Here is a 25,584-nt window from a genome sequence, read left to right as displayed (position 1 = left end):
GCACTTCATTTCAAAAAAAAACCCTGCAGAGCAGGGTTAAAACTTTATTATTCAGTGCAGCAGCTGCTCTTTAAGTAGATTCTACTGTATCTTTCGAGTTACTTGGTAGGCACGAGTGGGATCGAACCACCGACCACCACCATGTCAAGGTGGTGCTCTACCACTGAGCTACGTGCCTAGAATTCGACCTGTATTCAAATAGGTTTGAATTATATAATAAAGATGTATTATAAAGCAAATCATTTAATCTACAACTTTAAAGTACTTCGAAGTGATTTCGCTATACTAATATATAACACAAATTACAATTCAGATAACAGGCAGAATAATTGATGTGGTTTAAACTAGAAAATGATCATGTGACTCTATCCATCTATGCCAAACCGAATGCAAAGCAATCCGCATTACTGGCCATTACCGATAATGACGTGCATATAGCACTACATGCCAAACCACAAGATGGCGAAGCGAATAAGGAACTTATTAAATTTGTTGCGAAGCTATTCAAATTACCCAAGTCTCATTGCGAATTAATCCGAGGAGAAGGCAGTCGCCATAAACAAATCAGGGTTCCGCTTTCAAATAATTTAATTCAATTGCTCAATGAACTCAAACTTCCCGTCAAAAAATAGAAAGGCCTGAATGGAAGGGAGCCATTCAAGCCATTAGGTTGCGAGGTTAACCGCTATGGTTATACCACTGTTCCATCATAATTGGACTTTGGTGTGATACCGGATCCATCCGGTATCACGTGCTTCCATGTTTGGACTATTGAAACTGTTTCCATGCGTTTCGTCGGTCATTATAATCATTTGATTTCCTCTGTCAACCATTAATTTCCAAACGAAACTAAAAGTTTCCATTTATTTCTCTATTTGCAGGTTTTGTTACCCTTTGTTACACTCTAGTCAGCATATAGAGATCAGGAACATTGCCTCCCCATGGAAAAAGTTAACTTAACAAAACAGTTTGCTTACCGCTTGCGTGATGCAATGATTGCAGCAGGATTTAATTCACAACGCTCGACATCCGGCGTATGCATACACAAATTAGCTGAAATCACCGGTTACTCCGTTCAAATTTGCCGAAAATATCTGCGTGGAGAAGCCATACCGGAGCCAGTGAAACTTGTTGAAATCGCCGCGAAACTACACGTTTCCCCTGGCTGGCTATTGTTTGGAGATGCTCATAATGACCCAGGCTTATCGAAAGATAAATTAACAATCAGCAGAAATTTGCTTCACTATATTTTCACAAGAGCAGCATGTCTATATAATGGCGATTTAATGGAACATGAAGTGCCTGAATTTTTGATGGAATTGATTAACGACGTCAGCTTGATCAACGCCAACGAAGAGCAGTCAAAAAAAATTATTGACCTGGCTTTGGCTTCAGTGAAGCATTTTAGCCATCCGCATGGAACGTAGAGAAGTATTCATGGAAAATAGCCGTAAACTGATGCTCCACCCACAGCATCTGGAAGTTCTATTTGCATTTAAAAGCAAACTTTCAAACGTATTCAGGGATGTGTTGGGAATACATGAAATTCATCATATTGCACTAACGCGCATCAATGAACATAATGAACTGGTGTCTTTATCATCCACCCCCTCGATGGAATTTAATTTATTCAGCAGCTCACTATGGCATTTTGATCAAACCTACAATCCTCAATGGTATAAGTTGGGAGGACAGGCTTTCTGGCAAGCCTTATACGATCCGGAGCGTTATGATGAGCTGTATTACCTCAAGCAGATTAAACACGCTTTTCCAATCGGGTTATCAATGGCTGCTAAAATAGACAATGATTACGTTATCTATTCTTTGGCAAGCCGTAAATCATGCCCACACACTCAAGAACTGTTTACTAGTCAGCACGATGACTTTTATAAAATAGGCCAGTACTGTTCGAATATGCTTAATCCTCTATTTAATTATTGCGACGCTGTGTCTGCGCAAAATTTACCGCTACAGGTTCATTATGAAACATCAAAATAAAGTAATATTAGGCGGACTGATGGGAAATGTTGTAGAAGCTTACGATATGTCCATCTGTTATTTTTTATCAGCAGAATTATCCCGTAACCTGTTAGGCGATACCCGAGGGAAACCAACGGTAATGTTATCCCTTATTTTTATCGCCTATCTGGCAAAACCAATAGGTGCGTTTTTCCTGGGGCTACTCTCTGATTTATATGGTCGAAAAAATGTCCTAATGGCTTCAATTGTAATCATGGGTGTATCCACCTCCCTAATAGGTATAATACCCGCTTATGATAAGATTGGCATACTTGCTGCCGGTTGTTTATTAACCTTTAGGATAATTCAGAGCATGGCGCTAGGCTCTGAGTTTTTAAATTCCTCTTCATTACTGGTTGAAAGCGGGGATACCAGTCAACGAGGTTTTAGAGGATGCTGGTCGTCAGTAGGCGTAAAAGCTGGATATTTAGTAGCCTGCCTGGTTGCAGAGCTTTTTCATTACTATTCAAATACCAATCCGGAATTCAACAATCTATGGCGGATCCCTTTTTTATTTGCCTTAATAACGACGCTGATTGGATTCTTTATCCGTGCAAAAATGCCGGAGAGTCTGGCTTACATCATTTACTATGCAAACAGAAAGAAACCTTCAACACGCGATATCTATAAACAATCACTGGATTTTGTAAAAAAATACCCTTTTATGTTTTACTTTGCATTTTTTTCGGTGTTTTTGTCGGTTACAACAGGATTTTTCTTTTATTTGTATATTCCATTGCACGCCATTCAATATGCCCATATACCGCGTAACCTGATCATGATGTCCAATATTCTCTCTTTACTGTGTGTCACCATGCTTATTCCACTATTTGGTTGGTTATCAGATAGACACGATCGATTAAAAATGTTGATTTTTGCCAGCAGTGGATTACTTATTATGACCTACCCTTTCATGCATATAATCAATTATGGCAATACAGGGTACTTTATTTTAATGCAATTAATTATTTCCATTCCCTGTGCCTGCTATTACAGTGTTTCGACAGTACTCTTAACTGAGTTGTTCCCATTACAAATACGTTGCACGGCTCTTTCTATTGTCTATTCAGTTGCAGCGAGTCTGGCCGCTGGATTACCACCCCTATTGGCTGATTATCTGGCGAGAACGACTCATATGCCCAGTTCACCAGGCATTATTATCATGGTACTGGCGACTATCGTCCTTATTAATGTTCGCTCCCTGGCTCGTCGTTATCGAAAAGGCAGAAACAATTATCAGATTGCACAGATGGATTCTGAAAACCCTGTTTTTACTGTTCAATATCAAAAACCGGCATAAAAAATCTTAAGCGAGTTAACAAAAGAGCTTACGAACAACCCTACAGTCAAAGAAAGCACTGTTTAACAAGGAGTTGGGGCGTTTTTCGTAAGACCTGAACTGGTCATTATCGCAGTCTCAAAGACAAGATAATAAATGATTAACACGTCTGATGAATTAGAGTTTCTTCCTTAATTGCGACATTTCATTTAATTGCTCAGTCACTATCCCATAAAATTTCTGCATGGTTTCACTTTGATAAAAGGTCTGTTTTTCTTCATCACTTTGAGTGTTCACCAGACCGACTAGAGTCTCTATACCCTCTATGGCACTGTCCAGTTCTTTTGCAATGGAGTCCAGGCTGGTTAAATAGGCGACTCGATTCTCACCCTCATAAGCAGAAAAATTATGGATTTTTACATCAATTTCTGCACGCAAACCCCTTAAATTCCGTTCAAGGTTAATAATGTTCTCAGGAATGGTTACATCGTGTGTTGACTGAGCCAATGGCGCTTCATTTTGAGTATCGGGTTCCATCAAGGTGCTCCAGGTAGAAAATAGTTCTCTTTATCTATAATTCTAGTTGAAGTACAGTATTTCGCCATTTGTTTTAATAGTGTTATCATTGTTTTTTTTCATAACAGTGAATCCTATGTTACTCCATTACCTGTTCCTCCTGGGCATTTGTGTAGAGGCTATAACTGGTGCATTAGCTGCCGGACGAAAAAAAATGGACTTTTTTGGTGTGATGCTTATAGCCTGTATTACTGCCTTAGGTGGTGGTACAGTACGAGATGCGCTATTTAACACCTACCCGATAACCTGGGTCGCTCATCCGGAATATTTATTATATACCTCATTATGCGCATTTCTGACCATATTTATCGCTCATTCCCTTGTCAGAATCATGAAAGTATTTTTAATTCTTGATGCCCTGGGGCTATCCGCATTCGTTATTATTGGAACGCAAAAAGTCCTTGCTCACGGAATGCCGCCCAGCGTAGCCGTAATCAGTGGGATGTTAACGGGTATTTGTGGAGGAATGTTGCGGGATATTCTATGCAATGACATTCCATTAGTACTAAGAAAAGAATTGTATGCCGTCATTGCTCTTGCTGGCGCGGTATTGTTTATTACTCTTGCTCATTTTCAGGTTCCTCATAACCTGAATATCATTATCACTCTAATCAGTATTTTTACTGCACGGTTATTGGCAATTTTCTTTCATATAGAAATACCCATATTTGATTATTCAGAGAGTATAAAAAAGCGGAAAAAGAAATAACTTGAACCGCTTATTTAGACCCAATCAATAACATAGGCATGTTGCGGGGCGAAACTAATTCGCCCTGCTGCAGAGTTCTAAGGTATCCGAAAAACAATCTCCCCGGAAACACAAATTCAATAATCTCATCCTTGTTACCGCAACACCTGAAATAAGACAATTAAATTGCTTATTCAACTTCTTTAATTGCTATAATGCTTACTTCTTCTACAGGTACATCTCCATGCCCCATTTTCTGTCCTGTTTTTACCTTTGCAATCGCATCAACAACATCCATGCCATCAACCACTTCACCAAATACGCAATATCCAAAACCTTGGGCATGGTCGCCACTGTAATTAAGAAAACCATTATCCGCGACATTAATAAAAAATTGAGCAGTCGCAGAATGTGGATCCATAGTACGTGCCATTGCTATAGTTCCACGCTTATTTGGTTTGGCATTTTTTGCTTCATTTTTGATGGGTTCTTCTGTTGACTTTTGCTGCATATCCGCATTTAAGCCTCCGCCCTGAATCATAAATCCGTCGATAACCCGATGAAAAATCGTATCATTATAAAAACCGCTTCGAACGTATTTCAGAAAATTTTCTGCTGTTCCTGGAGTGTTCTCTGTATCTAACTGTAAATGAATATCACCTTTAGACGTGCTAATTACAACCATTATATCTCCTGTTAAATCTTAAATTGTTAGGAATTGATGTAACGTCTCCATAAGTCCGGTAGATGTCATCTCGAAAGAAGCATATTTTCTGAAACCGGCTTTGCGCCCGCTTCACTTCGTTCATGATGATGAAATTCCCCAGGTTAGTGAGCAGTTACGAATTTATTACCAAAGCCCGCATTTTAGCACAAACATCATGTAGTACATGGATATTATGAATACTGGCAAGAGCCGTAAATAAATTGGCTTTTCTTTTAAATAAATGATGTAAATACGACCGTGAATAATTGAGGCAGGTATAACAAGAGCAACTCGCCATTACCGGGGACAAATCATTGGCAAAACATGACTTTTTTATTTGAATTCGTTCATTCTCATATTCACTGGAAAAACGTAACCAATTCCCCTCTTGTACCAACTCACCACAATATAAAGCCCCATGCCTCGCATTGCGTGTCGGAGCAACACAATCAAACATATCAATTCCCTCTGCAACTACATCCAAAAGATCCTGCGGCGACATTCCTACGCCCATAGTGTAACGAGGCTTATTTTCAGGTAAGAAATCGCGAACCCAACGGATAACCTCAACTGTGGTTTTCATATCAAAACCAATAGTCTCACCACCAATTGCAATACCGTCTGTATTCATTGAAGCAACAAAATCAGCACATTCCCGTCGTAAATCCTCGAAAATACCACCTTGAACGATACCAAATAAAGCTTGTTGATTCCCATAACGTGAATCTGGATGCTCAAGATGATAATTCACGGACTGTTTTAACCAACGATGGGTACGAGACATAATATGAGCGACTTCATCTTTGGAGCAACTATCGGGAGTACATTGATCAAAGGCCATGATGATGTCTGCGCCAATGATTTTTTGTGTTTCCAACGACATCTCTGGAGTCATATGAATCAAACCCTGGCTGCCAGGAAGTTTAAAATGAGCCCCTTCCTCATCAATAGTACAAATCTCTTTATTTTTGGATAAACTGAACACCTGAAAACCACCGCTATCGGTTAACATGGGACCATGCCATCCCATAAACGGATGCATACCACCCGCCTGTTTAATAACGGTCATCCCGGGAGCGCACAGCATATGATAGGTATTACCACCTAAAATAATCTGACTGCCTGCTGCTAATAATTCTCTTGGAGTCATGTTATTTACTCCTGCACGAGTTCCCACGGGCATAAACACCGGAGTGATAAACTCGCCATGAGGGGTCGTAACACGGGTAACACGTGCTTTAGTGCCGGCATGCCGGTAAAGCACTTCGCAAGAAAATTTATTCATCTAAAAGAGATAACTCAAAAAAAGAGCAATCATAGCCAAATCAAATCATTATTACCAGTTAATAAATTGAAGAGCGCGTTCGTAAAAACAAGAATAGTCCTGTAATGGCCATAAAAAGAAAATACAAGGCAGCCCAACCCGGCATGGAAATTCCCAACATGCTCCAGGAGGTTTCTGCGCAATCTCCTGACCCCCAAAATAAGGCTTTAGCTACAGTTTGCCACGGAAAGTAACGTATTAATATATCCAAACCAGGCATACAGGCTGGAGCTTGACCAGCAGGTAATGACTGCAACCATAGATGCCTTAAAGAAAAAAATAACCCGGCGCAGGCCACTATAATCTGCAAAAAGCTAACAAAATGGGCCTTTTTCAGAGTGCCGAGGCTCAACCCCATAATGCCCAATAACAAAAAAACACAAATACGTTGCATTAGACATAAAGGACAAGGCTGAAGTCCCACAATATATTGAAAATAAAAGGATGACATTAATACAAAAAGTGTAATTAATGCAAGAAACGATTGAGTTTTTCTATAGGCAAATTTAGTCATGATTTTGGCAACATATACTGGATAGCAGCTTTAAGATCTGCATCGGTACATTCAACGCAAGTTCCCTTTGGTGGCATAGCATTCAATCCTTTTATTGCTGAGGCGACCAATTCATCGATTGTTCTACCGGATAATCGAGGTCCCCAATCGGTTGTATCGCGAAATTTTGGCGCCCCCGCTAATCCGTCACGATGGCAAACAATACAATAGCGCTCGTAAGTCTCCTGACCAGGCTCCTTGGTTTGAACTTTAGCCGTTGATTCATCTTCTGTCACGGATTTAGAAGTATCATTACCCTGATCCTGAACACGCACTTTACCTATGGGTTGAATTCTTTGTTGTATTTCCTGTCTGTCTATATCATCCAAAGCAAAAATTGAAAATGAACAAACTGTCAACAGCGCTACGCTAATCAACCTCATGGATGCGCCCTCAAGATTACAATTTAAAAATCATACCGACAAGTGACGTTTTTTTCCAGCATCATTTAAAGAAGTATGCATAAAAATCCTGACGCTTCCGTGCCTCTTCTTCAAAAAAATTCTTTTCAACTGATCGGTACATGACAAAACACGAGGAAAAAATTGGAAACAAGTTTCAAGACTCAACTTAATGTTTATGTTAGTATTCCTCCCGCCATTTTGATTGGCTTTTAAGGCAGTATAAGCTTAGAAAAACCGATTTTAAATGAGATAGAACGCTACACAGACAGTAAATGATGTGACGTTTGGCCACGGAAAATAGGGAGTTTTTACACAGATGAAACAGTATGTACTAGGAATACTTTTGTTGTCCTTCATAATGACAGGGACTGCTGGAGAAATGGGCCTGCAAAAAGACGATTGCTCGTCTGGATCCTCTTGTCGATGGACCATTGGCGGTGAACTATCATTTTTAAGACCTGACGGTGCGATGATTGATTATGCGACGAAAATGGTCTTTGTAACCCCTGCTATCGTGGCTGCGAACGGTAATTATGTCAATACCTCTTATGAACCATCCTGGTCGGCATTTGTCAAGTATGATTTAGCAGCCCACCATGCCGATATTCAATTCAGAACAACGCATTTTAATCATGAGAAGGGTTCTTCTATTGCGGCCCCAAATGCCATGTTGGTAGTTAACGCCACTCTTGTGTCCGGTACATTTTTTGATGAGGCTTCTGGAAACGTTCTTTTCGATCTCAATAATTATGAATTAACCTTCGGTGCAGTTGTTAACGCCACCCAAACAGGTTGGCGGTTAAGACCTTATACTGGACTTCATTACGTTGATGAAAATGATCGACTGATTCAACGGTTTTCTCGGATAGGTGGTTCGTTTACCCATAGACTCACGAGTAATTTTAAAGGGATTGGCCCTGTGATTGGTCTTGAAAGCCAGTATCCTTTGTTGGATAGGCTCATCCTTAAAAATGATGTGACTCTTGGTTTTATCGTCGGTCAGTCGGATATGCGAACGGTAGGAGACATTAATGATGCGCCTGCTCAACCGATCAATTTTGTCGATTTTCAAAGTTTTAATCGCGATCGGCTAGTGCCTTACGGCTTTTTCGATCTCGGTCTTTTATACCGTATCCCTGCGGTTTTTCGTAAATATGATGCAGGGATTTCAGGAGGGTTTAAAATCATTTATTACAGTGATATGAATGGCAGGCGCGCGGCATCGAGTACGAATGATCCATTGAGATTAAATTATGTCACTTATTATGGACCCTACATTGGTATACAGGTTCGTGCTTGATTAACTTAGTGAATGATTGCAATTTCTTATCGATAAGATGATTGCAGGCTAACAGCTAATAACACCTACATGCCGCCAACCAATCGGTGGCATGTAAACACATCATGTTACAAATCGACGTCCAGAGTACAATGTTCTAACTGATTGTTTCCATCTTTCTCATTGATCCGTAAATGGATCAGGCTTCGTATTAAAAGGATTGTGGGTATACTTTTCAGATTTTTACCCCAATTCAGACGTCTTCGATGTTGAAGGTTTTTGATCACGTTGAGCGACGAGGTCATCAAAATGTTTAATACTCGATATTAATTGATCTTGCTTGGCACTACCGAATTGCTCTTGACGTACATCAGTTTGCATCTCGTCTTTAATTTGATCCTGGCTTCCTTCGTAGAGTGTTCCATTACCAATAGACAGCATATAATGATCTTTTGGTTCCAGAAAACTATTTCCCTTCAAATCACTATCAAGGCTCATCCCTCCACAACAAAATTGCTGACAATTCCGTGCCTCTTCTTCATAAAATTTCTTTTTCTGCTGATGGTTAAATGACAAAACAGGAGGAAACTCATTCAACAATTGTTTTCTCATCTGAGTCATTGCACTTTCATCATTCAAACACGCACTCTTATAACGATCAATAAAAGGGGACTCCTGTGTTCCGGGTACCAGATTCTGAAAAAATATCAACGAGGATGATTCACTCGCTATATCCAGCAAATATTCTGCCATTTGCTTTACCCCATCCAATCAAATTATGCTCTATGAATATTATAGAAATAAATGCTGATTTTGCATTGCGGACGTATCCCTGCCTTCAAGCATTTTTGCGTCTCTTTTCATACCAATGAACAGGATTATTGGGGGAACTGATAAAGCCATGTTACACTGCCGCCAATGGACAAGAATCTGAGTTAGGGATGGGAATTCAAGATAACAATACAGAAACTAATAATTCAGAGTCATCGAATTGGGAAGCTGGAGTAGAAACTGAACACTATCCTGATTTCATCAATGATGCGATGGAGCATTACTTTGAAGATCGAGTGAAAAAATCTTGGCAAGGAAGGCATATTCTTAATGGAAAAACACCTACTCCTACCGCACTTATTTTTTCAAGTAATGATTATTTACATATCAGCCAGCACCCTGAATTGATTAATGCTCAGATGGACGCCATGCAAAAGCACGGTAATGGCCAAATGCAATCAGCTGTATTTTTAAGTAATAATAGTTTGTTGCTGGATAGTTGCGAAAAACGGTTTAGCGCATTTTTGAATTATCCCTCAAGCTTACTTACCCAGTCAGGATGGTGTTCAAATGTAGGTATCATTCAGGCTCTGGCCAAACGAAACACACCGGTTTATTTGGATTTTTATACACATATGTCGTTTTGGGCTGGTGTAAAAGCTGCTAATGCCAAACCCATTCCGTTTCACCATAATTCAATAGAGTCATTATGCAGAAGATTGGAGCGGCATGGCCCAGGTATTATTGCAATTGACTCCATATACAGTACAACAGGAACAATCAGTCCACTATCAGAATTTGTCAAAATTGCAAAAAAATACAATTGCTTGTTAATTGTTGATGAATCGCACTCACTCGGAACTTATGGTCCAAATGGAAAAGGATTGGTTACCGAATTAGGTCTATCCGATCAAGTTGATGTCATAACGGCAAGTTTGGCGAAAGCTTTTTCAGGTAGAGGTGGATTAATTGCGGGAAAAAAACGGCTAATTGAATTTGTACGCTACTCCTCACTTCCGGCAATATTTAGTTCCGCACTGGTTCCTCATGATTTGGCTGGATTTTCATCTTCACTGGAGATTATCTCCCGGGAAGAGTGGCGTCGAGAAAAACTACATGCCAATGCCACGTTTTTACGAGAAGCCCTCTTAATACACGGTTTTAATATCGGTTACACTAAATCACAAATTATTCCAATCATGACGGGAAACGAAGCCAATACGATTTGGTTACGCAATGAACTGGAAAAAGAAGATATTTTTGGAGCTGTATTTTGTTCGCCAGCCACCCCAAAAAATAAAACATTGATACGTTTATCCATCAGCTCCAATCACGAAAAAAAGGATCTGATTCGAGTGATAGACTGCTTACTCAAGTTAGCAGAGCATAAACGAGATATTCCTTTTTTCAATTATCAACAAAACTGATTATAAAACTGGTGTTCGATTAAAGGAGTGTTGACAATTGATCTATTTATTCTCAACCAACACCCCCTAATCAATTCAGATTTTAAATAGAGTGCGTTAACCCATCACCTGTCTATTAAGTCAGGAACATTTCCTCCGCATCCAACTCTTCAAGGTATTGGTGATAGGATAAAATTTTATCCAGGCGAACATCAAACAATACAGCACCTTGCACATAAGCATAATAATAGGTTTCATCAGAAACAAATTTATGAGCAGGCACTAAACAATTGGTCCATTCATTCCATTGCGGGGTCACAGAATTTGACTGCCAAAAGCAAGGGATTTTCTCACCACTGAGTAATTGGTCCAAAACCTCTTCACTGGCTCCATTATCCAAAGCCAAATCATAATGCAGACGCATATCGGCTTCATTTTTTACAATTAAAAAACTGATATTGGCGTCATCATCCAGCATGAAAAAACTACCTGAATTATCAGCAAGATAAAATTCCACTATCCCTTTCTTTTTACATAAATCCCAAAACAATTCAGCAAATTTTTTATCATGGAGACAGCTTGGCGAGGTTACTGAGAGCATACGCACGACCATATCGGACATACTTTGGAAGTACTGCAATTGCAAATCATGAATGCTCTTGATTATCAGACCAGCAACATCAGGATCACTTTTTTTAATGTATCGATGTATTAATCCTTCATTAAAGGCTTCAATTGCAAGTTTTTCATCGGCCTGGCCTGTTAACAGGATCTTTTTTATATTGGTATCTTCAATTCGTCTACAAAATTCCAAACCATCCATTCCCGGCATGGCATAATCGACAATCACTACGGATATTTCCGAAAATCGTCTCGAATTATACACTTCAGCGTGTATCGCAGCTAAATCCAGATTGATAGTATGATTAGTCAAGGGACAATTTTTGGCTTCTGTATATTCACTGATGCAGCGCTGACTCAATAGTTCCAATTCACAACGCTTTTTATGGATACATTCCAACGCATTAAATGGAGAATCAAAGACACGATAGGCCAATCCCTCATCTAAATGCAGAACAAAATTGAGCAAAAAATCGCGACTATCATCTACAAATACCGCAGTACTTGGGAAGTAACAGGTAGGTATAGAGAAATGTTGCATAGCTCCTCCTGAGCAAAACGATACGAAAACAAATCCTATTGAAACGCACAAAATCCTTTATAAATCAAATCCACACACAAGCTGCAAACCTGCCTATAAAATATCATGATTGACTACTTTAGCCAAATCATTTGCGATTTATATGCATCAATCAATGTGGATTACCTTTTTTTAATTGGTTTCAAGATTATTGACTCATTTCAACCGAGAAAGAAACCCAGATATACTCACAGAGAACATTCGACAACATATTGATAATTAGTCTATATTAAAGTGACTTCATTTCAAATTTCTTAAATTCGAAGTCATCGCTGCTTTCAATCGGGTAATTTAATAAGGATATTTTATGGCTAATTCGCAAGAAGTTTACCAACCAATAGTTGGTGAATTGAAACGTAACTGGGGTTGGATTTTAGGACTGGGAATACTTTTTCTATTCTTAGGCTGTATCGGTCTGGGTATGGTGGTTGGTTTAACCCTGGTAAGTATGTATTTTTTTGGCGCACTTCTGGTCGTCTCCGGTATAACGCATATTATTGATGTATTTAAACATAAAGAATGGAAAGGGATTATCTGGCAGGCTTTAATTGCAGTATTGTATATTGCAGCAGGATGTCTGGTATTTTATGACCCATTCCTGGCATCAACCTTAATCACTGGTATTTTAGCTGCTGTACTGATCGTGATTGGATTCACACGTATTATTATGGCTTTAGTATTGCGAGAATCAAAAGGTTGGGGTTGGTTATTTTTAGCAGGTATCACCGCAATAATTCTTGGGGTTCTGATATTAGCGCAATGGCCAGCTAGCGCTCTCTGGGTAATTGGACTATTTATTGCCATCGACATGATAGTCAATGGTTGGACCTATATTTTTATTGCCCTATCATTACGTGCATCACAGTCCTAAAAACATTATAAACCGACAAGTTAAATAACGACGTCATTTTAACTCCATCTAAAATGACGCCGTTAAATTCCGAGGTTAAACTGTTAACGTGATAACGCAATTCCGAATGGCCCATTAAAGACGGCTCCTGAATCAACACAACCTACAAGACCACCATTAGCGTTCATCCTGCATACCAATACAACATTACTCAGATCAGTGACATAAGCATAATTTTCTGAATTATTTAATTCTATTGCAGTCGGATTCTGGAATAACGAGGATGTGAATAAAGTACACGCAGTAAAATTCCCCCCTGAAATGGCGCATAATGAGATGCCTTCTCCAGGACTGCCCTGATTGGCCACATAGCCAATAGAATTTCGTTTATTAAGGGTAATGCCATTAGGCAAGGTAAAAATGCTACCAGGACCTGAATCAACACAAAGTCCAAACGTTCCATCAGATTTTATTAAACACTTAACGACTTCATCGCAACAACTTATATACGCAAAGGTTTCCAGATCATTTAAAACAATCCCCAATGGAGCAGTCAAAGGAACACCAGTACCTCCTGCATTAAGACAATCAATAAACGCACCATTCGAATCGAGAGAACACACTGATACAAAATTCACATTAGTTACATAAGCGCGAGTACCCGCATTGTTCAGAGTAATGCTTTCAGGACTTACGAACGGTGTACTCCCTCCATTATAGTCAGTACATGCAACAAAATTTCCGTTACTGTTCATCACACAACGAGAAACCGTTCCTCCGAGTGAATTAACCACATAAGCGATGTTTAGATTATAATTTAGCGCAATTCCACCTGGGCCATTAAACGCATTACCCACTCCGGAATCATTACACGCACTAAAAGTTCCATTCGGTAGAAAACCACATTGAGTCACACTGCCATTTGTTGAGTTAGTGATATGAGCAAATCCTGGATTAACGACGACTTTCAAAGATTGTGGGCTATTACTCGCATTGAGGCCATTCGCGATGATGAACAGGGTTTCCGAAGGAGGGAGGGGAGGAATGGTGTAATTAAGAAAACATCCTTGATTGGGAGCAAGAGTAGAACCACAAGTACTGGTAAAATAACCTGCTGGGTAAGAAAGGGTTATATTTTGAATGATTCCAGTTCCTGAATTAAATAATTCAATAGCCCCTGAGTCAATTGAAACCAGTCTTATGGTATTTCCAGGAATTGGCACCCCACCCTGACGAAACTCAAACCGCCCCAATCCAGGCGAAATAACAGAGACATTCAAACTATGGGGTTGTGAAGGTTCTGAACATAAAAAGGGATCGGGTGAGCCATTGTCATTTCTCTTACAAATAATCGGCCCGCCAAAATATCCTTTCGCGGGTATTAGACTTCCATTAATTTCAAGTTTCAATACACAGGACTGCTGAGGGTCAAGCACAAAAGAATCGGCGCAGTTAGAAACTCCACCACGAATCAGGCTAATACCTGTGATGGGCGTCATCACCAGCGAACGGCGCAATTTGGTTTTATTAGTAACCAGATAGGTTACCTCTGCTTTACCAATACTTGAAACCTGGACAATATTGCCATTCGCAACTGTAGGAATAATAGTAAATTTAGGCTGAGATCCTGAAAACAGAAGGTTGGAGCAACACATAAAAAAGATCAGGTGCACTAAACGGAGTAACTTATTTCCTTTCATTATTCTATCCCTGAGTATTAAAATTAATCCATAATTGGAAAACTCAAGCTAAATAAAGCATATTGCCCTTCTTCAGCTTCACAACTAATAGTGCCACCAAAACCATTCATCACTAATTTACAAAAAGAAAGCCCTATGCCAGTCCCCATAAACGTCGTGGTATAGAAATGATTAAACAATCGAGAAACCTGTTGACTGGTCATTCCTTTAGCGGTGTCTTTAAAATGTAAGTAATTGAATTTATCGCCATATTCAGTCCAAATATGAATCTCGCCGCGTTGAGCGGTTGCTATCATATAGAGTGCATTTTTTATTAAATTAAATAAGACATGCTGCATGAGCAATTTTGATCCTTTAAATTGAAAATCCCCTTCCCAGGAAATTAAAGTTCGCTCTCGTGGTGATAAAAACGGATATCGTGAAATCGCTTCATTCAAACAATCTGCCATGGAGCACGTTTCCATAATACAATTCTGTATGGTGTTCTCGCGACCTGCCTTAACCAATAACATATCAATAATAGTATTCGCGTAATCAATCTCACTTACAATACGATCACTTACGCCTTCCAATTGCAGCAATCGCCGCTCTTTCAAAGGAGTTAGTATCAACTGATGTTCTTTAGCAAGTTGATAACCTTGAATTAATCCGGGTAAATATTGAACCAAGGCCTGAGCGCCACTTTTAATTCCCAATAAAGGAGTTCTCAATTCATGAGCAATCATTCCCGCGGCAGCGGCCATCCCGGCTAAACGCTGCTGTTGCAGCATGGCAGTTTTATAATTTAATGTAGAGCCTGCTATTATAGTAAAAAGGATGACTAAGGCCATTTCTATGTGTTCTTCTCCAAAATAAATGTGCGGAGACAGCCAGTAATATCCTATTAAAGCCATGCCAACACCCAAATTCAAGACGATGGTTAAGCTCAATAAATCGACGAGCAATACCAACAAAAATACACTGCAAAGCAAAGACATTGCTGAGATAACGCTGGCCTCATTCATCAAAAAAAGAAAGGTGAAAAAAAACGGTAAGGTAAACAATAAGGTTAAAAACCAATACCAGGATAAATAATTCTTCCATTGGGCCGGCCAGTAAGGAGTCAGCATTAATCCCAGGCCTAACATACTGCCAATAAGACGTAATAGCATGCTTTCATAAGCTTGCGGGAAACAATACACCCAAATCAGATAAAAAAATGGAAACCCTAAAAATGCTATGGCGCCAACAGCAACCAATTGATGAGCGGAGTTAGATAAGCTTCGTTGCATGGATTCATCTAAATGCCTCACAATTTTCTTAATTTGCCACATCCCTAATCCTTTTCCCTTTTTTTAAAAAGTGTTTTGACAACTCATTCCCAACGCTCCGCAAAAAAGTCCGAGTCGACTTAATCGGAGTCGTCAATAAACCCAGGTTCAATGCTATTAATCATCATTTATCCTGGCAGAACTTCTTGCCTAATCGTGATAAACCCTTCAATCCAGTCTTGCTAGAACTCTAGACTTACTTAACTCCATTCCCTTAGCAGAAAGCAAGAATCAATGCTATTATCAACGCTTATTTTCCAAGCATCTGATAATCCATGAAGCCAAAAACCATTCGAATCGCTACACGTCAAAGTCCACTGGCGTTATGGCAAGCAAACCATGTCAGAGAGACTCTATTAAAACAATGGCCATCTTTAACTATCGAATTACTGCCCATGGTAACCTCAGGCGACAAATTTCTTAAAGATAAATTATTAGTGGCCGGAGGGAAAGGTTTATTTGTTAAAGAACTTGAAGAGGCATTACTGGATAAGAGAGCGGATTTTGCAGTCCATTCTACAAAGGACATGCCCGCTGAACTACCCTCTGGACTTAGCCTGGCTGCGATTTGTAAAAGACACAATCCCTATGATGCCCTGGTCAGTACGAAATTCACTCATTGTGATGAGCTTCCTCTAAACGCAATTGTGGGAACTTCAAGCCTTAGACGTCAATCGCAGTTACTAGCATACAGACCCGATCTTCAGATCAAAACCTTACGTGGAAATATTAATACCCGACTTGCCAAACTCGAAGCAGGTGAATATGATGCCATTATCCTGGCAGCAGCCGGCCTTGAGCGTATGGGACTAGAACAATCCATTACCGAGCTGTTATCAGACGACATCATGTTACCCGCGTGCGGTCAAGGCGCTTTGTGTATTGAATGCCGATCCGATGATCAGGACATTCAAAAGATAATTGGCATTTTAAATGATCCGGTTTCCTCACTTTGTGTTCACACTGAGCGAACTGTCAATGCTCAACTCGGTGGTAATTGTCATGTACCGTTAGCTGTTTTTTGTAAAATGATCTCCGACAGCCAACTGCAGTTGAAAGCAAAGATTTTAAATCCGATTGGCTCTCTGTTCATCGACGATACTCAAACAGGAACAATGGAACAGGCACATCAATTAGCCATGCAATGCAGTCAAAATCTCTTAAACAGAGGAGCGGCAAAATTACTGGATACTCTGTCAGAATGAGTCAGTCACTGCATGGGCTTCGCGTCTTGAATACTCGACCCCAAAAACAGGCCTACGCGCTCAATAGCGCAATTACTGAAGCCGGTGGAATAGCCATTGCATGTCCTACTCTAGAAATCGTTGAATCGGAAGTTCCATGGATAAACTCATTACCCAACTTAAAAAACGTGAGTCAGGCTATATTTATCAGCGCTAACGCGGTGCATTATTGTTTTACTCAATTATTCCGTCATAATATCGCGTGGCCAAAACATATTAACGTCATCGCAATTGGCAAGGGAAGCGCAAAAGAGCTGAGTAAGTTTCATATTGAAATCAATGACATTCCGGATGTGCCTGATAGCGAACATTTGTTAGCACTTCATTGTTTACAACAATTAAAAAATCAAACCGTGCTATTATTTAAGGGGGAAGGAGGAAGGCCGCTTATTGAACAAACTCTAATAGAAAAGGGAGCCAATTTATGCAGCCTGGCAGTATACAAACGAGTAATGCCCGAAGTTCATCATCAATTGATCAATTCGTTATGGCGCGAGGATTTAGTGGATATTATACTGTTAACAAGTGAACAGTCCATGCATAACCTTTTTAAGATGTTCTGCAAAGAGGCACATGACTGGCTGAAAAACAAACCCGCTATTGTTCTTAGTGAGCGACTTGCTAACTCAGCGGCATTAAGTGGTATTACAAAGATTATAATTAGCCATCCTGACAGGATGATGAGTACATTGTTTGATTATTATCAAGGATTAATCCATGGCAAATAGCAATGAAGAAGAAAAAAAAGAAGCTACTCAAGTACTCCATAACTCAGAGAGTGAGCCTGATAAGCCAGTACAAGAGCACGATAATTTGACCACTCACAAAAACAATTCATTACTATCAAGTACTGCCCTGATTATTGCCATTGTCGCTATTGTTATTAATCTTTATAACAATCAGATCAATAAAAGATTACAAACGCATTTAGTAGATGAAAATAAGACCCTGATGAGCCAAGTTGAAGATTTAGAGCAAAATCAATCCAACATCCAGGATCAATTTACTGAGAAAGAAAATAAAATACAACAAGCACACAACAACTTGCAAATCCGAATTGATGGCTTAAATAAAGAACTGCAAATTGCCATGAAACAACGCCTGTATCAAAATCAGGACTGGCTCCTTCTCAAAGCACGATATTACCTGGAATTAGCGCAAATCAATACTCACTGGAGCGATAATTATAACGCATCGATCTCCCTGCTTCAGCAAGCCGATAAACTGTTAAGTCAATTAAACACCCCTCAGATTTTTGATATTCGACAAGTAATCGCTAAAGAGATTGCCCAGTTAAAGGCAGTACCAACTGTTGATATTCCAGGATTACTCAGCCAGCTGGATGCGGCACAACTCAGTGTCAGCAATCTGACCGTCCAATCACCACTAGAACGAAATAAAGTAACAGGCCAGACGGAGTTGTCTCAATCATCTGATTCCTCAACCTGGAAAGCACGGTTAAAAAACAGTCTCAAATTATTAGAACAAGTGGTTATTGTCCGCCGCACCGATGAAAACATCAAACCACTTATGTCCCCCTTGTTCGAATCCGCATTAAAAGAGAACATTCGACTGAATCTCCAGGAAGCGCAATGGGCAATACTGAATAACAATCCGACTGTATATCAATTTGCACTAACACAAGCCAGTAATAACATCAAAAGAATTTTTGATGAAAAAGCGCAAGATACGGCTGCTTTGTTAAATCAAATAACAGAATTACAGCACGTTAAAATAATACAGGAAAAACCAGTTACAGGTTCTGCCCTGCCCCAGCTTAATCAGATCATTGAAAGTAATGAATCACATGACAATCCAATAAATAACAGCGAGAAAGGAGTGAACTGATAATGATACGAATTCTCGTTGCTTTTATAATCTTATTAGGTTCGGTATATCTGGGAATTCAACTCAATTACGATCCTGGCTATGTATTAATTGCAATTAATCACTGGACTATCGAAACTACTTTATGGGTAACACTATTTGGTCTGCTTTTCTTATTTATGATACTGCATATTTTTTTACAATTTTGTCATAAAATAGCAAGAACCCCCGGAGCCCTGAGCAAATGGAATACCCGACGGTTAGCTCAAAAAGCCCAAGCGACAACCCGGAAAGGATTAATTGAATACAGCGAAGGCTACTGGCAAAAAGCAAAAAATCATTTAATCCAGGCCTTACCTAATACAGACACTCCTCTGCTTAATTATTTAACTGCTGCCCGAGCCGCGCAAAAAATGGGAGACAGTCAATTACGAGACCATTATTTACGAGAAGCCCAACAATCAATGCCAGAAGCTAAAATTGCGGTGGAGTTAACCCAAGCACAGCTGCAGCTTGCAAATCATCAATGGGAGCAAGCATTAGCAACGCTACGACATCTACAAGACCTGGCGCCTCGCCACCCCTATGTTTTGAAATTGTTGATGAACCTGTATGAAGAAGTCCGGGATTGGCCTCAATTAATAGCACTTTTACCCGATTTAAAAAAAAATCATGTGATTTCCGATAGTGCTTTTGATCAATTACAAAAAAACACCTATCAGCAAGCAATAATAGATTTAACCAAACAACATCAATCCGAAGCGGTATCCAATCTTTTTAATTCGCTCCCCAAATCTTTATCTTATAATTCCGAGATAGTTACTGAATATGTCCGCTACTTATACGGAAAGCAAGACTATGCCCAGGCAGAAGCATTATTAAGACGCTGTCTTCGCAAAGAATTTGATTCTCATCTCATTGAGCTCTATGGTTTGTTTTATAATGATGAACATCAATTATCCTTTGCTGAATCATTACTTAAAAAAAATCCTCATTCAGCTCCCTTGTATTTATGTTTAGGTCGACTCTGTATGGCCCAACATTTGTGGGGAAAAGCGAAACAATATCTGGAACAATCTAATGAATTGAACCCAACTCCATCAGCTTACAATGAACTGGGTAAACTTTATGAAAAACTGAACGACTCTTTTCTGGCATGTCAGAGTTTCAGAAAGGGATTGGCATTAGCGATAAATAAGCCTTAGTAGGCAACCTCCTCAAAACAGGGAGGTTATGACGATCCAGCCAGAGTAGCCAGTATTAGCAAAGCGTCATACAGGATTTAAGTGGCCTCAAACTCCATTATTTCCCTCCCCGTATTACGCTTCGCTAATACAGGCTACGAAAATAGTCAATTCACAATAACCACTTAACTTAATGGCAATGCTCAAAAGGAGGAGGTTATGAGGATACAGAACTATCAATCGATTTATCGATAATACAAATCTCAATAATGACATTCAAATTCAAGTCGGTTACCAAAACTAGCGTATCAAGAAACAATCTCATGACTTACGCTCAATTCCTTTTAACGAAAAGATTTGGAAATTTTGTAAGTCCTTAATCCATTAAATCCAGGACATTGGTGAATGACAGGCATCATTACAATCCTTTTCCGTCTTTTCAGTCTGAATCGTCACATGTTGAATCCCGAATTGTTTTCTCAACTGCTCAACCATTTCTGCTCGAGATTCGTCACTTAGAAAATCATTAGGCATATAGAGATGTACTGACAAAGCATTTTCTTTAGTACTCATAGCCCAGATATGCAAATCATGAATACTCTGAACCCCTGGCCAGGAAATCAGGAACTCGCTTACAGCAGCCCAGGAAATCGCTCTGGGAACTCCGTCAATAATTAATCTGAAACTATCCGCAAATAACGACCAGGTTCCTTTTAGAATCACGAGAGCAATCAATATGCCCACCACCGGATCTATCCACAACCAGCCAGTCCAATACAATAATGCAGCAGAAAAAACCACACCAACAGAAACCAGAGCATCATAAAACAAATGCAAATAAGCCCCTCGTATGTTGAGATCATCGGATCCGCGCAAAAATAATAAGGCAGTAGTACCATTTACAATAATTCCAATCCCCGCAACAATCATTACGGACACCGCTTGGATTTCCGTAGGAGACATTAATTTATACACTGCCTCAGTGGCAATTATCCCACAAGTAAAAATCAGTAACCCACCGTTAACCAAAGCGGCCAATATGGACGTTTTCTTCAAACCATAAGTTGCTTTTTTTGTCGGTTTAAGACTCATTAAACCTATAGCAATCCAAGCCAGAATCAAACCCAGAACGTCACCTAAGTTATGAAACGCATCGGCTAATAAACTGGTCGAATTGGCTATATAAGCATAGACAATCTGTAGAACCACAAAGACACTATTCGCAATAATCGCAATTAAAAAGGACTTATTATACGTTACCTCACCGTGACTATGACCATGATGGTCATGATGGTTATCTGATCCCTCATGCGAATGCTTACTCATAATGTTCCTTATTGTTGCTGCTCATCGGTATAATAATTAATCCCTATTTTAATTCTGTCACGAGTTTTCTGTTTTCGCCAGGCATTGGTGTCTCTTAATGAATACACACATCCACAATACTCCTGTTTATAAAACTCTTCCCGTTTGGCGATCTCATACATGCGTTCAGATCCGCCATTTTTTCTCCAATTATAAGTCCAATACACCAGCTCCGGATAATGACTTGCTGCACGAACACCACAGTCGTTAATTTGGTTCATATCTTTCCAACGCGATATTCCCAATGAACTGCAAATAACTGGAAACCCATGCTCATGTGCATATAAAGCAGTTCGTTCAAAACGCATATCAAAACACATGGTGCATCGTTTACCACGCTCAGGCTCCCATTCTAATCCCTTGGCCCGCTCAAACCAGTTATCTTTATCATAATCAGCATCGATAAAAGGAATATTATGCTTTTCAGCAAATTTTATATTTTCCTGTTTCCTGATTTCATATTCTTGTACCGGATGAATATTGGGATTATAAAAATATATGGCAAATTCAATTTCTGAAAAGACCAATGCTTCCATTACCTCTCCAGAGCATGGCGCGCAGCAGGAATGTAATAATAATTTATTCGCGCCATTAGGCAGCTCCAGTCGTTCTCTTTGTATCATTTTGTTACTTCCGGCAAGTTGATGAAATGCTGACGATAATACGCTAACTCGTTAATTGAATCTTTAATATCGTCTAAAGCAAGATGTTTGGATTCTTTAACCAATCCACTCAATAACTCTGGTCTCCAACGAATAACCAGTTCCTTTAAAGTGCTTACATCCAGATTTCGATAGTGAAAAAAAGCAGCGAGTTCAGGCATATATTTATATAAAAATCGTCTATCCTGGCAAATACTATTCCCACACATAGGTGATTTACCTTTATCCAGATATTGTTTCAAAAAATCGATGGTCAATTGTTCTGCCTGAGCTTCACCAATTTGACTTTCCAATACCCGTTTAACCAATCCAGACTGATTATGTTGCTTCGTATTCCAGGCATCCATTCCATCAATTAACGATTTAGGTTGTGATACAGCAATAACAGGTCCTTCGGCTAAAATATTCAGGTGAGGATCAGTAACGATAGTGGCCATTTCTATAATTCTATCCTGCTCAGGCTCCAACCCTGTCATTTCCAAATCTATCCATATTAAATTTTGATTATTTTTCATTTCATTTCCAGGAATTTAGTAATTGTTTTACACAGGCTACGCGACGTACATGCAGAGCCTCCTTGATGGCTTTTCCTTCATAACCTTGCGCTATTAATTCTTTGGGGTTTACTTTAACACATTCGGATAAAATTTTAGACCATAATTCCATTGGCTTATAGTCTACTGGTCTTCCACGTCCTTCTGCATCAGCCTGGCACGCGATAAGTACATTATGAAACAAATGAGGTCTTCGAAAGGCATCTGTACGTTCCAATAGATCCACTATGGTATTGGCACGCAATTCAAATATGCGATGAATGGTCAAATGAAATCTTGAGACAAGAGCAGCCAGAACACGATAATCATTGGGTATTCGCAATCGCATACACAAAGCTTCTATAACAGCCACCCCAGAGTCTTCATGTCTATAATGTTTTGGCCATTCGCGTATTGGCGTCATTACTTTACCTAAATCATGCACTAAGGCCGCAAAACGAATAATAGGATCAGGGCTTAAAGCTACAGCAGATTGCAAGACTAATAAACTATGAACACCGCTGTCTATTTCCGGGTGGTGGTGATAAGGATTGGGCACCCCAAATAATGAGTTAATTTCAGGAAGAATCACTCCCAGAGCACCACACGAACGCAAGGTAGTAATAAACTGTTCAGGATTCTTTTCTTCCAGGCTCCTTTGAAATTCCTGCCAGACACGTTCTGGAACCAAATGAGATAATTCACCTCGTTTAACCATCGCATACATTAACGATCGCGTTTCATTGGCCAGGGTAAAACCAAGACTATGAAATCGGGAAGCAAAACGGGCGACTCTGAGAACTCGTACCGGATCCTCTATGAAAGCAGGCGAAACATGGCGTAATATTTTGTTATTGATATCCTGTTGTCCATTATAAGGATCAATTAAGTTGCCCAGTTCATCCATTGCCATCGCATTAATGGTTAAATCACGACGAGCTAAATCCTCTTCAAGGGTGACCGAGGTACTAAAATCACAGTCAAAACCATAATATCCCGGAGCAGATTTTCGTTCTGTTCTTGCCAAAGCATATTCTTCATTGGTTTGTGGATGTAAAAACACTGGAAAATCACGACCCACCTGTCTAAACTTCTTTTTTAGCAATTGTTCCGGAGTTGAACCAACAACAACCCAATCACGTTCCTTAACCGGAATACCCAATAATTGATCCCGAACGGCACCACCCACCAAGTAGACTTTCATTAAATATGATTTACCTTCATACTGTATCATTAATAAACGAAACAATTATAGTATAGATCGACACCATGAGTAAAAGACGAATCAATAAACAACAATCAGTACGCATAGAAAAAATACAGCAGAATTATCAAGAGGCAAAAGAAAACAATCCTGACTCTTTGGCTGATGGCCTCGTTATTACTCGATTCAGCAGGCATGTAGAAATTGAAGACAACCAGGGCAATCGAATTCGCTGCTCAATCAGACCCAATCTAGATACTTTGGTTGCTGGTGATCGCGTTGTCTGGCAAACAGAAGGAGTTAAACAGGGCGTAGTAGTCAGCCTGTATCCCAGAGGTAGTATCCTGGCAAGACCAACCAGCGCCGGTTTGAAAAAACCTGTGGCAGCAAATATCACGCAACTCATCATTGTTATTGCTCCTAAACCGGAAATCAGTTGGCCATTGCTCGACAGTTACCTCATCATGGCCGAGCTCCTCCATCTTCACGCGGTTATTGTGCTGAATAAAACCGATCTCCCCTGTGATGATCTGAGATCGCAAGTAATCAATGATTATCAAGCCTTAGGTTATCCTATAATTATGACTCATAACAACGACGTCATAGGGTTTGAACAGCTTAAACAAAGCCTGAACCATCAGATTAATGTTTTTGTAGGGCAATCAGGAGTAGGTAAATCTTCGATAATTTCAAGAATTCTTCCTCATGAAGAAAACATTGCGACTAATGAACTTTCTGACGGTAGTGAATTAGGACGACATACCACAAGCAACTCTCGCTACTATCATTTACCGAGTGGTGGTGCCTTAATCGATTCGCCAGGAGTTAGAGAATTTAGTCTCTGGGATATAGATACTTCTCTGCTTGCTCAGGGATATACTGAATTTAAACCATTCTTGTCACTTTGCAAATTTCGAAATTGTACCCATATAGATACCCCGCACTGCGCCATAATTGAAGCAGTAAAGAATGGAGCAGTATCTATGAAACGGTATGAAAACTTCATAAAACTCTGTACTCAATTTAGCAAGAACAAATACTGAATGGAGTTCAACACGCTTCAAGTCAGAGTGCTTATCGCCATAAATAAAGTGTAACAATAAAAAAAATGCATAGTGTACACTATGCATTTAATTAAATGATTCTGCTATGAGGTGAATAACCTACATCCCTGGACTTAATTGATATTTTCGTTCTGATTCAGGCCCTGCACAAGGGGTTTCTTGGAATTCAGCAGCACCTGAAGGTTGACTCGATGCGCCAGGCTTCTTGGGCTCACCCATCACTGATTGGGCTGCACTAAAAAACGCAGTACCTAATATTCCAGCCCCAACAGTTGTTGTAGTACTTACTAAAACTTCCTTAGCTGGTTTAGCAAGGGAACCAAAAATTCGCATCATCATCGACATTCCTTATAGTAGTGTATCCGCTTGGTTGCGACCGCCCATGCCTATCATTATAATGAGCATAATACACAATAATTGTCCATTATACCCCTT

Annotated in this window: 28 protein-coding genes and 1 tRNA gene; 13 read left to right on the top strand and 16 right to left on the bottom strand. The window is 39.7% G+C overall.

What is annotated here, in order from left to right:
• Window positions 1-103: 103 nt before the first annotated feature.
• Window positions 104-178, bottom strand: a tRNA-Val gene (locus tag IZU94_RS11970).
• A gap of 154 nt (window positions 179-332) precedes the next feature.
• On the opposite strand from IZU94_RS11970, the gene IZU94_RS11965 reads away from it, so the two are divergent.
• Window positions 333-632 carry a DUF167 domain-containing protein gene (locus tag IZU94_RS11965; RefSeq protein ID WP_203110918.1) on the top strand — a complete coding sequence of 100 codons (300 nt, stop codon included), beginning with the start codon at window positions 333-335 and terminating at the stop codon, window positions 630-632.
• A 75-nt stretch (window positions 633-707) separates the two neighbouring features.
• Here the strand turns inward: IZU94_RS11965 and IZU94_RS11960 are convergent, their stop codons facing one another.
• Window positions 708-863 carry a hypothetical protein gene (locus tag IZU94_RS11960; protein ID WP_203110916.1) on the bottom strand — a complete coding sequence of 52 codons (156 nt, stop codon included), beginning with the start codon at window positions 861-863 and terminating at the stop codon, window positions 708-710.
• 78 nt (window positions 864-941) lie between these two features.
• Here IZU94_RS11960 and IZU94_RS11955 point away from each other — a divergent pair, with 78 nt between their 5' ends.
• From IZU94_RS11955 to IZU94_RS11945, 3 genes are read left to right on the top strand one after another with little or no spacing between them, the layout of a single operon-like run.
• Window positions 942-1,427, top strand: a complete 486-nt coding sequence (locus tag IZU94_RS11955) for a helix-turn-helix domain-containing protein (RefSeq protein WP_203110914.1) — start codon at window positions 942-944, stop codon at window positions 1,425-1,427.
• Window positions 1,417-1,998, top strand: a complete 582-nt coding sequence (locus IZU94_RS11950) for a hypothetical protein (RefSeq protein WP_238400708.1) — start codon at window positions 1,417-1,419, stop codon at window positions 1,996-1,998. Before IZU94_RS11955 ends, IZU94_RS11950 begins: the two co-directional genes overlap by 11 nt.
• On the top strand, window positions 1,982-3,319 hold the full coding sequence (locus IZU94_RS11945; protein ID WP_203110912.1) for an MFS transporter: 1,338 nt from the start codon (window positions 1,982-1,984) through the stop codon (window positions 3,317-3,319). Before IZU94_RS11950 ends, IZU94_RS11945 begins: the two co-directional genes overlap by 17 nt.
• Window positions 3,320-3,475: 156 nt before the next feature.
• Here the strand turns inward: IZU94_RS11945 and IZU94_RS11940 are convergent, their stop codons facing one another.
• The gene (locus tag IZU94_RS11940; RefSeq protein WP_203110910.1) at window positions 3,476-3,835 is read right to left on the bottom strand and encodes a hypothetical protein; all 360 of its coding nucleotides are present in this window, start codon (window positions 3,833-3,835) and stop codon (window positions 3,476-3,478) included.
• A gap of 115 nt (window positions 3,836-3,950) precedes the next feature.
• On the opposite strand from IZU94_RS11940, the gene IZU94_RS11935 reads away from it, so the two are divergent.
• Window positions 3,951-4,583 carry a trimeric intracellular cation channel family protein gene (locus IZU94_RS11935; RefSeq protein WP_203110908.1) on the top strand — a complete coding sequence of 211 codons (633 nt, stop codon included), beginning with the start codon at window positions 3,951-3,953 and terminating at the stop codon, window positions 4,581-4,583.
• Window positions 4,584-4,752: 169 nt separating this feature from the next.
• Here the strand turns inward: IZU94_RS11935 and IZU94_RS11930 are convergent, their stop codons facing one another.
• The 4 genes from IZU94_RS11930 to IZU94_RS11915 all read right to left on the bottom strand — a co-directional run bounded on the left by IZU94_RS11930 (window position 4,753) and on the right by IZU94_RS11915 (window position 7,528).
• The gene (locus tag IZU94_RS11930; RefSeq protein ID WP_203110906.1) at window positions 4,753-5,247 is read right to left on the bottom strand and encodes a peptidylprolyl isomerase; all 495 of its coding nucleotides are present in this window, start codon (window positions 5,245-5,247) and stop codon (window positions 4,753-4,755) included.
• A gap of 154 nt (window positions 5,248-5,401) precedes the next feature.
• The gene (gene tgt, locus IZU94_RS11925; RefSeq protein ID WP_203110904.1) at window positions 5,402-6,553 is read right to left on the bottom strand and encodes a tRNA guanosine(34) transglycosylase Tgt; all 1,152 of its coding nucleotides are present in this window, start codon (window positions 6,551-6,553) and stop codon (window positions 5,402-5,404) included.
• Between the two features lie 58 nt (window positions 6,554-6,611).
• Window positions 6,612-7,106, bottom strand: a complete 495-nt coding sequence (locus tag IZU94_RS11920; RefSeq protein WP_203110902.1) for a disulfide bond formation protein B — start codon at window positions 7,104-7,106, stop codon at window positions 6,612-6,614.
• On the bottom strand, window positions 7,103-7,528 hold the full coding sequence (locus IZU94_RS11915) for a c-type cytochrome (protein WP_203110900.1): 426 nt from the start codon (window positions 7,526-7,528) through the stop codon (window positions 7,103-7,105). Before IZU94_RS11915 ends, IZU94_RS11920 begins: the two co-directional genes overlap by 4 nt.
• A 379-nt stretch (window positions 7,529-7,907) precedes the next feature.
• Here IZU94_RS11915 and IZU94_RS11910 point away from each other — a divergent pair, with 379 nt between their 5' ends.
• Window positions 7,908-8,849, top strand: a complete 942-nt coding sequence (locus IZU94_RS11910; protein WP_203110898.1) for an Lpg1974 family pore-forming outer membrane protein — start codon at window positions 7,908-7,910, stop codon at window positions 8,847-8,849.
• 222 nt (window positions 8,850-9,071) lie between these two features.
• Here the strand turns inward: IZU94_RS11910 and IZU94_RS11905 are convergent, their stop codons facing one another.
• Window positions 9,072-9,581, bottom strand: a complete 510-nt coding sequence (locus tag IZU94_RS11905) for a hypothetical protein (RefSeq protein WP_203110896.1) — start codon at window positions 9,579-9,581, stop codon at window positions 9,072-9,074.
• Between the two features lie 188 nt (window positions 9,582-9,769).
• On the opposite strand from IZU94_RS11905, the gene cqsA reads away from it, so the two are divergent.
• Window positions 9,770-11,026: an alpha-hydroxyketone-type quorum-sensing autoinducer synthase gene (gene cqsA / locus IZU94_RS11900; protein ID WP_203110894.1), complete on the top strand. Its 1,257-nt coding sequence runs from the start codon at window positions 9,770-9,772 to the stop codon at window positions 11,024-11,026.
• 115 nt (window positions 11,027-11,141) lie between these two features.
• On the opposite strand, the gene IZU94_RS11895 is transcribed toward cqsA, so the two are convergent.
• Window positions 11,142-12,167 carry a response regulator gene (locus IZU94_RS11895; RefSeq protein ID WP_203110892.1) on the bottom strand — a complete coding sequence of 342 codons (1,026 nt, stop codon included), beginning with the start codon at window positions 12,165-12,167 and terminating at the stop codon, window positions 11,142-11,144.
• 346 nt (window positions 12,168-12,513) lie between these two features.
• Between IZU94_RS11895 and IZU94_RS11890 the strand changes: the two genes are divergently transcribed.
• Window positions 12,514-13,077, top strand: coding sequence for an HdeD family acid-resistance protein (locus IZU94_RS11890; RefSeq protein WP_203110890.1), 564 nt, complete (start codon window positions 12,514-12,516; stop codon window positions 13,075-13,077).
• An 83-nt stretch (window positions 13,078-13,160) separates the two neighbouring features.
• Here IZU94_RS11890 and IZU94_RS11885 read toward each other — a convergent pair whose 3' ends face one another.
• Window positions 13,161-14,756, bottom strand: coding sequence for an NHL repeat-containing protein (locus IZU94_RS11885; RefSeq protein WP_203110888.1), 1,596 nt, complete (start codon window positions 14,754-14,756; stop codon window positions 13,161-13,163).
• 23 nt (window positions 14,757-14,779) lie between these two features.
• Window positions 14,780-16,069 (bottom strand): sensor histidine kinase, encoded by a 1,290-nt coding sequence (locus tag IZU94_RS11880; protein ID WP_203110886.1) that lies wholly within the window; start codon window positions 16,067-16,069, stop codon window positions 14,780-14,782.
• 272 nt (window positions 16,070-16,341) lie between these two features.
• On the opposite strand from IZU94_RS11880, the gene hemC reads away from it, so the two are divergent.
• Genes hemC through IZU94_RS11860 form a run of 4 tightly spaced genes read left to right on the top strand, consistent with a single transcriptional unit; the run spans window position 16,342 to window position 20,342 of the window.
• Window positions 16,342-17,271 carry a hydroxymethylbilane synthase gene (hemC, locus tag IZU94_RS11875; protein WP_203110885.1) on the top strand — a complete coding sequence of 310 codons (930 nt, stop codon included), beginning with the start codon at window positions 16,342-16,344 and terminating at the stop codon, window positions 17,269-17,271.
• The gene (locus IZU94_RS11870; RefSeq protein ID WP_203110884.1) at window positions 17,268-18,038 is read left to right on the top strand and encodes a uroporphyrinogen-III synthase; all 771 of its coding nucleotides are present in this window, start codon (window positions 17,268-17,270) and stop codon (window positions 18,036-18,038) included. The genes hemC and IZU94_RS11870 overlap by 4 nt, the downstream gene beginning before the upstream one ends.
• Window positions 18,028-19,158 (top strand): uroporphyrinogen-III C-methyltransferase, encoded by a 1,131-nt coding sequence (locus IZU94_RS11865; protein WP_203110883.1) that lies wholly within the window; start codon window positions 18,028-18,030, stop codon window positions 19,156-19,158. The genes IZU94_RS11870 and IZU94_RS11865 overlap by 11 nt, the downstream gene beginning before the upstream one ends.
• Window positions 19,159-19,160: 2 nt before the next feature.
• Window positions 19,161-20,342, top strand: coding sequence for a heme biosynthesis HemY N-terminal domain-containing protein (locus IZU94_RS11860; RefSeq protein ID WP_203110882.1), 1,182 nt, complete (start codon window positions 19,161-19,163; stop codon window positions 20,340-20,342).
• 363 nt (window positions 20,343-20,705) lie between these two features.
• On the opposite strand, the gene IZU94_RS11855 is transcribed toward IZU94_RS11860, so the two are convergent.
• Genes IZU94_RS11855 through IZU94_RS11840 form a run of 4 tightly spaced genes read right to left on the bottom strand, consistent with a single transcriptional unit; the run spans window position 20,706 to window position 24,085 of the window.
• Entirely contained in the window at window positions 20,706-21,647 is a 942-nt protein-coding gene (locus IZU94_RS11855; protein WP_203110880.1) for a cation diffusion facilitator family transporter, read from the bottom strand.
• Between the two features lie 8 nt (window positions 21,648-21,655).
• The gene (locus IZU94_RS11850) at window positions 21,656-22,309 is read right to left on the bottom strand and encodes an epoxyqueuosine reductase QueH (RefSeq protein WP_058472848.1); all 654 of its coding nucleotides are present in this window, start codon (window positions 22,307-22,309) and stop codon (window positions 21,656-21,658) included.
• Window positions 22,306-22,863 (bottom strand): oligoribonuclease, encoded by a 558-nt coding sequence (gene orn, locus IZU94_RS11845; protein ID WP_203110878.1) that lies wholly within the window; start codon window positions 22,861-22,863, stop codon window positions 22,306-22,308. The genes IZU94_RS11850 and orn overlap by 4 nt, the downstream gene beginning before the upstream one ends.
• A gap of 1 nt (window position 22,864) precedes the next feature.
• Complete coding sequence (locus IZU94_RS11840; protein ID WP_203110876.1) at window positions 22,865-24,085, bottom strand: multifunctional CCA addition/repair protein; 1,221 nt, start codon at window positions 24,083-24,085, stop codon at window positions 22,865-22,867.
• 65 nt (window positions 24,086-24,150) lie between these two features.
• On the opposite strand from IZU94_RS11840, the gene rsgA reads away from it, so the two are divergent.
• A complete protein-coding gene (gene rsgA, locus IZU94_RS11835) occupies window positions 24,151-25,128 on the top strand; it encodes a small ribosomal subunit biogenesis GTPase RsgA (RefSeq protein WP_203110874.1) in 978 nt (325 codons plus the stop codon).
• Between the two features lie 120 nt (window positions 25,129-25,248).
• Here the strand turns inward: rsgA and IZU94_RS11830 are convergent, their stop codons facing one another.
• On the bottom strand, window positions 25,249-25,488 hold the full coding sequence (locus tag IZU94_RS11830; RefSeq protein WP_203110871.1) for a hypothetical protein: 240 nt from the start codon (window positions 25,486-25,488) through the stop codon (window positions 25,249-25,251).
• Between the last annotated feature and the right edge of the window lie 96 nt (window positions 25,489-25,584).

The organism is Legionella bononiensis, from assembly GCF_016786215.1.
GTDB lineage: Bacteria > Pseudomonadota > Gammaproteobacteria > Legionellales > Legionellaceae > Legionella > Legionella bononiensis.
Note: the sequence above shows the minus strand (reverse complement) of the source record. Positions and strands in the feature narration are given on the sequence as shown.

Bases quoted from the DNA above. Each gene is read 5' to 3' on its own strand.
- IZU94_RS11905 (WP_203110896.1), bottom strand. From the start codon at position 9,581: ATGGCAGAATATTTGCTGGATATAGCGAGTGAATCATCCTCGTTGATA.
- rsgA (WP_203110874.1), top strand. From the start codon at position 24,151: ATGAGTAAAAGACGAATCAATAAACAACAATCAGTACGCATAGAAAAA.
- IZU94_RS11895 (WP_203110892.1), bottom strand. From the start codon at position 12,167: ATGCAACATTTCTCTATACCTACCTGTTACTTCCCAAGTACTGCGGTA.
- IZU94_RS11830 (WP_203110871.1), bottom strand. From the start codon at position 25,488: ATGATGATGCGAATTTTTGGTTCCCTTGCTAAACCAGCTAAGGAAGTT.
- IZU94_RS11860 (WP_203110882.1), top strand. From the start codon at position 19,161: ATGATACGAATTCTCGTTGCTTTTATAATCTTATTAGGTTCGGTATAT.
- hemC (WP_203110885.1), top strand. From the start codon at position 16,342: ATGAAGCCAAAAACCATTCGAATCGCTACACGTCAAAGTCCACTGGCG.
- IZU94_RS11890 (WP_203110890.1), top strand. From the start codon at position 12,514: ATGGCTAATTCGCAAGAAGTTTACCAACCAATAGTTGGTGAATTGAAA.
- IZU94_RS11885 (WP_203110888.1), bottom strand. From the start codon at position 14,756: ATGAAAGGAAATAAGTTACTCCGTTTAGTGCACCTGATCTTTTTTATG.
- IZU94_RS11935 (WP_203110908.1), top strand. From the start codon at position 3,951: ATGTTACTCCATTACCTGTTCCTCCTGGGCATTTGTGTAGAGGCTATA.
- IZU94_RS11915 (WP_203110900.1), bottom strand. From the start codon at position 7,528: ATGAGGTTGATTAGCGTAGCGCTGTTGACAGTTTGTTCATTTTCAATT.
- IZU94_RS11910 (WP_203110898.1), top strand. From the start codon at position 7,908: ATGACAGGGACTGCTGGAGAAATGGGCCTGCAAAAAGACGATTGCTCG.
- IZU94_RS11930 (WP_203110906.1), bottom strand. From the start codon at position 5,247: ATGGTTGTAATTAGCACGTCTAAAGGTGATATTCATTTACAGTTAGAT.
- IZU94_RS11945 (WP_203110912.1), top strand. From the start codon at position 1,982: ATGAAACATCAAAATAAAGTAATATTAGGCGGACTGATGGGAAATGTT.
- IZU94_RS11940 (WP_203110910.1), bottom strand. From the start codon at position 3,835: ATGGAACCCGATACTCAAAATGAAGCGCCATTGGCTCAGTCAACACAC.
- IZU94_RS11850 (WP_058472848.1), bottom strand. From the start codon at position 22,309: ATGATACAAAGAGAACGACTGGAGCTGCCTAATGGCGCGAATAAATTA.
- IZU94_RS11920 (WP_203110902.1), bottom strand. From the start codon at position 7,106: ATGACTAAATTTGCCTATAGAAAAACTCAATCGTTTCTTGCATTAATT.
- IZU94_RS11960 (WP_203110916.1), bottom strand. From the start codon at position 863: ATGGAAACTTTTAGTTTCGTTTGGAAATTAATGGTTGACAGAGGAAAT.
- IZU94_RS11880 (WP_203110886.1), bottom strand. From the start codon at position 16,069: ATGTGGCAAATTAAGAAAATTGTGAGGCATTTAGATGAATCCATGCAA.
- orn (WP_203110878.1), bottom strand. From the start codon at position 22,863: ATGAAAAATAATCAAAATTTAATATGGATAGATTTGGAAATGACAGGG.
- IZU94_RS11840 (WP_203110876.1), bottom strand. From the start codon at position 24,085: ATGAAAGTCTACTTGGTGGGTGGTGCCGTTCGGGATCAATTATTGGGT.
- cqsA (WP_203110894.1), top strand. From the start codon at position 9,770: ATGGGAATTCAAGATAACAATACAGAAACTAATAATTCAGAGTCATCG.
- IZU94_RS11855 (WP_203110880.1), bottom strand. From the start codon at position 21,647: ATGAGTAAGCATTCGCATGAGGGATCAGATAACCATCATGACCATCAT.
- IZU94_RS11955 (WP_203110914.1), top strand. From the start codon at position 942: ATGGAAAAAGTTAACTTAACAAAACAGTTTGCTTACCGCTTGCGTGAT.
- IZU94_RS11865 (WP_203110883.1), top strand. From the start codon at position 18,028: ATGGCAAATAGCAATGAAGAAGAAAAAAAAGAAGCTACTCAAGTACTC.
- IZU94_RS11870 (WP_203110884.1), top strand. From the start codon at position 17,268: ATGAGTCAGTCACTGCATGGGCTTCGCGTCTTGAATACTCGACCCCAA.
- tgt (WP_203110904.1), bottom strand. From the start codon at position 6,553: ATGAATAAATTTTCTTGCGAAGTGCTTTACCGGCATGCCGGCACTAAA.
- IZU94_RS11950 (WP_238400708.1), top strand. From the start codon at position 1,417: ATGGAACGTAGAGAAGTATTCATGGAAAATAGCCGTAAACTGATGCTC.
- IZU94_RS11965 (WP_203110918.1), top strand. From the start codon at position 333: ATGTGGTTTAAACTAGAAAATGATCATGTGACTCTATCCATCTATGCC.